The following is a 7,605-nucleotide window of genomic DNA, read 5'->3' as shown; positions in this document are numbered from 1 at the left end:
TTTTTTGGTCGAAACTATTATACCAGATATAAGGCGATTCTGCCTTTTTAATTGCCACTTTTTATTGATTTTTCAAGGTACAAAGGCACTTTTTAAAGTGCGAAGTTTGAGATTTTGACTCATTGAAGAACCATCCTAGCAAAATAGATATGAGTATTGAGATTGCTCATCTGTGCATGGCAATTGGTGATCATGATGAAGTAGCCGAAAGAATGCTTCAATATTTCCAGAAAGCTAAAGTAAATCCCAGACAATTTGCTGCATGGTTCAGATTTGATGTTGCGGTTTTAGAAAAGGAATTGGCTCGGAAACAGGAAGAGTCATCAAAGACAGATCACGGTAGTTTGCAATAAAGAAGTGTATGCATAATAATGGGTCAGTTTTACTTGACAATCTATATTTCTGTGTTGCCGTAACTGCATGATCGAGCCGGTACATGCCGTCTGCCTGGCGGATCATCTCTATCTTTTCAAGCTCCCGTATGGATGCCGGCAAGTTCATATAGTTCGGCTTTTCCAGGCTTTTCAAAGCCTTTTATTAGATTGAGTGCTAACCTTCATCGGAAGTTAAGATGGAAAATATTGGTGTTTCTATAGTCGAATTTGACCAATCATAACTTTGATATTGTATCTTAACTTAAAATGGGTTATAATACAGAAAAAGGGTTATAAATGGAGGCGATAGAGTGGAATACCTTAAGCGGGTTTTAGGAATTGAAGTGCTGTATGAAAATAAAGCTTTAGAGCATTTGCCAAACTTCATCAGTACAAGGTATGATTCACAGAAAGTATCTCTGAGTGGTCAAAAAGCCGTTTTTTTGTACCCTAAAACCGAATTGGATCAGGTGGAAACATTAAAAAAGCATCTGGAACGTGTGAAAAGGGTAGCAGATCGCCCTGTGGTTTTAGTAATGGAACAAATCACTGCACGGCAGAAAGAGTATTTACTTCGGGAAAAGATAGCATTTATTGTGGATGGAAAGCAAATTTATCTGCCTTTTATGGGGGCATATTTGCAGGAACGTTGTGATGCGGAAAAGAGCGACAGAGAAGAAATCTTGCCATCAGCTCAGATGCTGTTGCTTTATTTTATTTATGAGGGAGCAAAGGAACTGCCCACAAGTCAAGCTGCAAAAGATTTGGATCTGACACCAACATCTATTTCCAGAGCGTCCAAACAACTTGAAGAAATGGGAACGCTGCAATCGAAAAAAATCGGAGTACAGAAGATACTGTTTTCGGAAAACTCCCCCAAAGAGTTGTTTTATAAAGCAGAAAAAGTTCTGCTCAATCCTGTGAAAAGGACTGTCTACGTTCCATGCGAGGAAGTAAAGAATGAATTGTTGGAGAGCGGATATTCGGCATTGGCAGAGTATTCGATGCTCAATGCGCCTGGTGTTTGGTGCTACGCCTCAGAAAGAATATCTCAGTGGAATGACTGTTTGACAAAGAATTTACAGGACTCAAATTCACAGGTGGCTGTTGAAATGTGGAGATATGACCCACGAAAATTATCGAAGAAAAAAATGGTCGATGAACTTTCTCTGGCATTGTCGCTCAGGGAAGATGTAGATGAACGGGTAGAAGAGGCAGTAGAAGAAATGTTAAATAATCTGTGGAGGAAGATAGATGGTAAGAGGGATTGAAAGCTTTAAGGAGGCGATCAAAGACTATACGGTGCATGTCGATAGCAAGAAGAGAGTTACGCTTAGAGGTGCACATTACCAATATTATAATGTTAAGGAATACAAGAACGGATGCATCATATTGGAACCACGGGAACTGACTGTTCCAGAGGGCATTTCGCAAGAGACCATGAGAGACATGGACAGGTCAATCGCGAACTTTAAAACGGGAAAGGTTTCTCCTGCGATTGATCTTTCCGATTTCTAGGAAAGATTTTGCAATATAAGCAAAAGCTTATACAATATAATTGCAAAGCGTTTATGGGTGCCTTGGATGATTATTTAGAGTAAAGTGAACACGGATGTCTTTTCATCCATGTGGAAATGGGAAGAGTCAGACGATTTAGCTTTCAATATTCAGATTTTCCTGATATAATAAAGTCAGAGTAGTTTATACAAGCTAAGACAGAACGGGGGTTAAATGAACAGGGAGACTGATTTTGAAAGAAAGCATAAGGAAGATCTAGGGCGCCTTCACAATTTGCGCTTACTCGATGATGACTTCATGACGAAAGTCTTTGAGGACACAAAGTGCGCTGAATTTCTGCTCCAGGTTATTCTGAAACGTGATGATCTGAAGGTCACAAAATCCACAAGTCAGTACGGGATCAAGAACCTTCAGGGGCGCTCCGTCAGACTTGATATTCTGGCGGTCGACCAAAAGGATCATGTGTACAACATCGAGATCCAGCGCAGCGATCATGGCGCAGGAGCGAAGAGAGCCAGATATAACAGCAGCCTGATCGATGCGAACGTCACAGAGCCTGGGGAACAATATGAAGCGCTGAGCGAGAGCTATGTGATTTTCATCACAGAAAACGATGTGCTAAGGAAGGGTCTTCCGATCTATCACATTGAGCGCATGATTACTGAAACCGGAGAGCCGTTTGGAGATGAAGAGCATATCATCTATGTGAACTCACAGATTCGGGACGATACTTCTCTCGGAAAGCTGATGCATGATTTCGCTTGTACCGAAGCAAAGGACATGTATTATCATGTGTTGGCGGATCGGGTTAGATATTTTAAAGAAGACGAGAAAGGAGTGACGGTTATGTGCAAGGCTATGGAAGATATGAGAAATGAAGCTGCTAGAGAAGCAGCTAGAGAATCTGCTAGAGAAAAGACACTGCAAATAGCCAACAATATGCTAGGTATGAAGAAATTCACCTACGAAGATATTGCAGGAGCAACCGGATTGAGTGTAGATGAGATTAAGGAGCTGGACTCAAAGAAATCTGCTTGATGTTTTTGAACGACAAGGTCACCTTGATGGCAATCCCTTTAAGGCGAGGTGTTGTTAGGCGATGCCCCTATTTGTAATATCATCTACGATCAAGGAGTGACGGTTATGTGCAAGGCTATGGAAGATATGAGAAATGAAGCTGCTAGAGAAGCAGCTAGAGAATCTGCTAGAGAAAATACACTGCAAATAGCCAACAATATGCTAGGCATGAAGAAATTCACCTACGAAGACATTGCAAGAGCAACCGGATTGACTGTAGATGAGATTAAGGAGCTGGACTCGAAGAAGTCTGCTTGATGTTTTTTGGCTGACAAGGTCATCTTGATGGCAATCACCTCAAGGCGGGGTGTGGTTAGGCGATGCATCCTTTTGTAATATCATCTATGATCGAGGAGTGACGGTTATGTGCAAGGCTATGGAAGACATGAGAAATGAAACTGCTAGAGAAAATACACTGCAAATAGCTAACAATATGCTAGATATGAAGAAATTCACCTACGAAGACATTGCAAGAGCAACCGGACTGACTGTAGATGAGATTAAGGAACTGGACTAATAATTGGCTAAAAAAATCATTTCTATAATACCTGCGGTCCTGGTTATCTTCCTGATAGCCGCCTTTACACTGCAGCCGGGGGAAGCTTCTTCAGCGCTTACCATGCGTTTTGTCAGGGTGGTGGCTGGGATTAATAACAGGCTAAATCATACTCAGGCGGACTGGTCGATATCATTTTTTCTGGTGCGCAAGTTTGCACACAGCTTCGAGTATCTGGCGATGGGAGGAGCGGCTGTCTGCTGCTGCCTGGTGTGGGTCAGGAGACATCCGTATCTGGTGGCCGTGGTATTCTGTGCGGTAGTGTCGATATGCGATCAGCTGAGTAAAATAGCCGTGCCGGGACGGGAGTTCGATATCACGGATATACCGTTCGATGTGATGGGATATCTGATCGGGATCATGGCTTTCTATATCATCCGGCTGGAGTGGAAGAGACATCGCGGGGCGTAGGAAGCCTAGATGAAAGCAAAAAAGGAGTAACAGATCTATATGAGTATTATTACAAAGGTTTTGGCTTGCTTAGTGGCAGCTGAGTTTATTTTTATTTTTGTCCTTGAGACCATAGCTACGTCGTCTGCGCGGACATCCAGGGTTTTCGGTATGAGCACCGATGAATTACAAAGAGATTCCGTAAATACACTTTTTAAGAATCAGGGCGTCTATAACGGCCTTCTCAGTGTCCTGATTTTACTGGCTGTATTTGTTTTTATAAGCAGGACCGCACTGATTTGTCTGATGGTCTATATAATACTGGTGGCAGCATATGGAAGCATCACATCGAATCCTAAGATTATACTGATGCAGGGAGGCATCCCGGCGCTTACTCTTATCAGTGCGCTTATAATCGGATGACTTCGCAGCCTTTTTATAAGAGAATATGCGGTTGCATAAGTGAGGCGGTTTTTGGGATGCCGACTACAGGCAGCTATTGTAGATTGCTATGATGTTTTTTGAATTCCTCACTGCATTTGTCTATAATAGCAAAGGGGGCACAGAATCGGGCGAGTAGAGATCACTATAGCCCCGGGAGGATCAGCAGTGGAGATAGTGCAGTACGACCCTAGATACAGGGACGCCTTCATAGAGTATAACACAGACTGGATCGAGGAGTATTTCGGACATCTGGAGGAAGAGGATTATGAGACCTTCGCTCACATAGACGATGAGATAAGAGAAGGTGGAATGATATACTTCGCGATAGAGGAGGATACTGTGCTTGCCGCCTGCATGACCAAGCCGATGAACGTTACCACCTGGGAGATCTGCAAGCTCTGCTCGAATAAGCACCGATAGCACAGCGGAAGCGGCAGTGCAGTATTTGCTGCTGCGATGCAGTGGGCAGAGGATCACGGGGCGAAGAGGCTTTTTATCATATCGAACAGTCAGCTGAAGCCGGCGATTCATATCTACGAGAAATACGGATTCAAGGAGCTGAAGCTCGGCGACTACGGCTATGAGAGGGGCGATATCGCCTACGAGAAGATTCTTTCGTAGAGCTGTAACTAGCAGATAGAGGTACAATACAGATTCTGCCGGCAGCAGGTAGTGAGTCTGTTCAGATTCTGTTGACAGTAGATAGTGAAACTATTTAGTTTCTGCCGACAGCAGATAGTGAAACTATTCTGATTCTGCTGACAGCATATAGGGGTACTGCATAGATTTCTTGATAGCAAAAGGAGGTAATACATGGCAGAGAAAGAAGCCACCTGGCCGGGACCTGAGGGCATGATACCGGCACTTCCCAGGGATGCGTCGAATGCGAGCTTTATCACCAGAAGATATCTGGATGAGATCTGGATAGAGGAGAGAAGCATTGGGACGGGAATAGCTGACCTGACATATGAGCTGTGGGGCAGACAGTTCTCATCGCCTATCATGATGCCGGCTTTTTCACACCTGAATAAGGTCGGGACCGGCAGTCAGCCGATGGAGGAGTACGCCAAGGCCGCGAAGGAGCTGGAACTCGTGAACTGGGTCGGCGATGAGCCGGACGAGGAGTACGAGAAGATAGCGGACATCTGTGCCGATACGATCCGCATCATTAAGCCTTTTGCCGACCATGATATGATCAGGTCGCAGATGTCATTCGCAGCATCGCATCAGGCGCTGGCAGTCGGTATAGATATCGACCACAGCATAGGAGCCGATGGAGAGGCGGATGTCGTGGACGGCGAGGTGATGGGCACCCTAAGCGAAGAGGAGCTTAAATCTCTGGTCTCATACGCGCATGGACTCAATTGTCATTTCGTGGCGAAGGGAGTCCTGAGTGCGAGGGATGCCCTTCTCTGCAAAGCGGCCGGAGCAGATGCGATCGTAGTCAGCCACCATCACGGCAGGTTGCCTTTTGCCGTGCCGCCTGCCATGGTGCTTCCTGAGATAAAGAAAGTCTCGGGACAGATGATAGTTTTCGCCGACTGCAGCGTCGATGACGGACGAGACGCATACAAGCTTCTGGCACTCGGCGCCGATGCAGTATCTACCGGCAGAGCTATCCTGCCGTCCCTACTGACATCAGGAGCTTCAGCCGTCGAGGATAAGCTTAATCAGATGAACCAGCAGCTAAAGCAGCTGATGGGATATACCTCGGTAAAGACCCTGCAGGAATTCGATCCGACGGTACTCTGGTACCACGGGAGACATCTATAGGATATAGCAGCCATACGGCTGCTTTTTTATAAAGTCTCCGCCAGAAAACCCATTACCTTTAGGTGATGGGATGAATGGCGGGTAGAATATATTTACAGGAAATCTTATTTCCGAGTCTATGAAAGGAGAATTTGATAATGAAAAAAACACTTTCAACTATTGCGCTGGCACTTTCGCTCGTGCTGGCAACACCCGTGGTATTACCGCAGACAGCAGTCGTGGCACAGGCAGAGGCAGAGGTTCATTATCCTGGGGATTCGGATACGTTTGGGAATGGTATTGGAATCAACGCGACGACTCAGATTAAAGTTAGCGGGGTACCGTCTAAGGCAAAGATCACGTACAGCAGTAATAAAAAGTCTGTAGCAACTGTATCATCCAAAGGAGTGGTCAAAGGAGTATCCTTAGGTAAAGCAAAGATCACGGTAAAGCAGACATATAAGGGAAAGACGAAGAAATTAGACACATTGACGTTTCAAGTACGTAATGCAAAGACTGCTTATGGCGTTTGGGGTTCGGATTGGGACCGCGATTTTTGTGTCGGGGCGCAGCCGGGATGGATTTCAACACAGAATCCAGCAGATGTGTCTGAATTTGATGATTTGATCTTCTTCAAAAATCCGAAGGCAAAATACACGTTTTATACAGATAGTAAAGATCTTGTCATGGATGAGAATGGAAAGGTTACAGAAGTAAAAAATAGCGGTGAGGCAGAGATTACTATCAAAGAGACCTATGAGAATAAGACTCGTGAAGTTGGAACATTTTTTCTTATTTTAAAAGATCCTGAGTATTACGGTAGTCATCCGTTGCAAATTTGTCAGGGACAGACGGATAATGTGTACGATTATCTTTATGGCACGTGTGGAAAAGCCGCTCTCTTTTGGGATGACAAGGAATTTACAGATGAAGAGGCAATACAAGCTGCCAATAGTAACTCTTTGACATCGGATGATGTATTAGAGTTTGTAACGAATGAGGATGGTAATTGGGTCGGTGAGATTAAAGGAAAGAATCCCGGCATACGTTATGCTACACTGGTCCAATATAATTACCTGACTCAGGAATATGATAATGTATTTGCAAGATTCCAGATCGAAGTGGTTGACCCTTCCAAAGCAAACAGGATCGAATTTCCATGGGATGATTACAAAGAAGAGAATCATTCGTATGTTTTGAGATTTTATGGTGATGAAGAGTATGATTATGACTCTGTAGATGTATTTCTTGATAATAAGTATTATTCAGGCCCTTATCAGGTTACCAGTTCAGATCCTAATGTTGTAACAGCAAAGATGGAAAATGGTTATATTCAATTGAAGCGCATCTCAGGTGGGACAGCGACGGTTACGCTAAAGGTAAATGGAGCAGAGCGGTCCTTCAAAGTAAAAGTAGACGAGTTCGATCCTGACCTCTGGGATTAGTAATTGAATAGAAGAGAAAAGGCAGGTCATTTGTGACCTGCTTTTTCTG

Annotated in this window: 12 protein-coding genes and 1 pseudogene; 12 read left to right on the top strand and 1 reads right to left on the bottom strand. The window is 44.2% G+C overall.

What is annotated here, in order from left to right; translation table 11 throughout:
* Window positions 1–149 precede the first annotated feature (149 nt).
* Window positions 150–353 (top strand): hypothetical protein, encoded by a 204-nt coding sequence (locus ACTNCK_RS09035; protein WP_441082191.1) that lies wholly within the window; start codon window positions 150–152, stop codon window positions 351–353.
* Here the strand turns inward: ACTNCK_RS09035 and ACTNCK_RS09030 are convergent.
* Window positions 268–519 (bottom strand): hypothetical protein, encoded by a 252-nt coding sequence (locus tag ACTNCK_RS09030; RefSeq protein WP_441082190.1) that lies wholly within the window; start codon window positions 517–519, stop codon window positions 268–270. The two genes, ACTNCK_RS09035 and ACTNCK_RS09030, sit on opposite strands and share 86 nt — an antisense overlap.
* A 166-nt stretch (window positions 520–685) precedes the next feature.
* Between ACTNCK_RS09030 and ACTNCK_RS09025 the strand changes: the two genes are divergently transcribed.
* The 11 genes and pseudogenes from ACTNCK_RS09025 to ACTNCK_RS08975 all read left to right on the top strand — a co-directional run bounded on the left by ACTNCK_RS09025 (window position 686) and on the right by ACTNCK_RS08975 (window position 7,556).
* Window positions 686–1,645 (top strand): MarR family transcriptional regulator, encoded by a 960-nt coding sequence (locus ACTNCK_RS09025; RefSeq protein ID WP_441082187.1) that lies wholly within the window; start codon window positions 686–688, stop codon window positions 1,643–1,645.
* A complete protein-coding gene (locus ACTNCK_RS09020) occupies window positions 1,629–1,892 on the top strand; it encodes a hypothetical protein (protein ID WP_441082186.1) in 264 nt (87 codons plus the stop codon). Before ACTNCK_RS09025 ends, ACTNCK_RS09020 begins: the two co-directional genes overlap by 17 nt.
* A gap of 213 nt (window positions 1,893–2,105) precedes the next feature.
* Entirely contained in the window at window positions 2,106–2,930 is an 825-nt protein-coding gene (locus tag ACTNCK_RS09015; protein ID WP_441082185.1) for a PD-(D/E)XK nuclease family transposase, read from the top strand.
* 105 nt (window positions 2,931–3,035) lie between these two features.
* Window positions 3,036–3,227: a hypothetical protein gene (locus ACTNCK_RS09010; protein ID WP_441082184.1), complete on the top strand. Its 192-nt coding sequence runs from the start codon at window positions 3,036–3,038 to the stop codon at window positions 3,225–3,227.
* 106 nt (window positions 3,228–3,333) lie between these two features.
* A complete protein-coding gene (locus tag ACTNCK_RS09005) occupies window positions 3,334–3,486 on the top strand; it encodes a hypothetical protein (RefSeq protein ID WP_441082183.1) in 153 nt (50 codons plus the stop codon).
* Window positions 3,487–3,489: 3 nt separating this feature from the next.
* Entirely contained in the window at window positions 3,490–3,936 is a 447-nt protein-coding gene (locus ACTNCK_RS09000) for a VanZ family protein (protein ID WP_441082182.1), read from the top strand.
* A gap of 39 nt (window positions 3,937–3,975) precedes the next feature.
* Window positions 3,976–4,338, top strand: a complete 363-nt coding sequence (locus tag ACTNCK_RS08995; protein ID WP_441082181.1) for a DUF1304 domain-containing protein — start codon at window positions 3,976–3,978, stop codon at window positions 4,336–4,338.
* 186 nt (window positions 4,339–4,524) lie between these two features.
* Window positions 4,525–4,779 carry a hypothetical protein gene (locus ACTNCK_RS08990; RefSeq protein ID WP_441082180.1) on the top strand — a complete coding sequence of 85 codons (255 nt, stop codon included), beginning with the start codon at window positions 4,525–4,527 and terminating at the stop codon, window positions 4,777–4,779.
* 18 nt (window positions 4,780–4,797) lie between these two features.
* Window positions 4,798–4,980 (top strand): annotated as a pseudogene (locus ACTNCK_RS08985) (GNAT family N-acetyltransferase); the annotation flags it as partial.
* A gap of 192 nt (window positions 4,981–5,172) precedes the next feature.
* The gene (locus ACTNCK_RS08980; protein ID WP_441082179.1) at window positions 5,173–6,132 is read left to right on the top strand and encodes an alpha-hydroxy-acid oxidizing protein; all 960 of its coding nucleotides are present in this window, start codon (window positions 5,173–5,175) and stop codon (window positions 6,130–6,132) included.
* A gap of 137 nt (window positions 6,133–6,269) precedes the next feature.
* On the top strand, window positions 6,270–7,556 hold the full coding sequence (locus ACTNCK_RS08975; protein ID WP_441082178.1) for an Ig-like domain-containing protein: 1,287 nt from the start codon (window positions 6,270–6,272) through the stop codon (window positions 7,554–7,556).
* The last annotated feature ends 49 nt before the right edge of the window (window positions 7,557–7,605 follow it).

The organism is Candidatus Weimeria sp. HCP3S3_B5 (assembly GCF_052064335.1).
GTDB lineage: Bacteria > Bacillota > Clostridia > Lachnospirales > Lachnospiraceae > Weimeria.
This window is presented reverse-complemented; position numbering and strand designations above follow the sequence as displayed.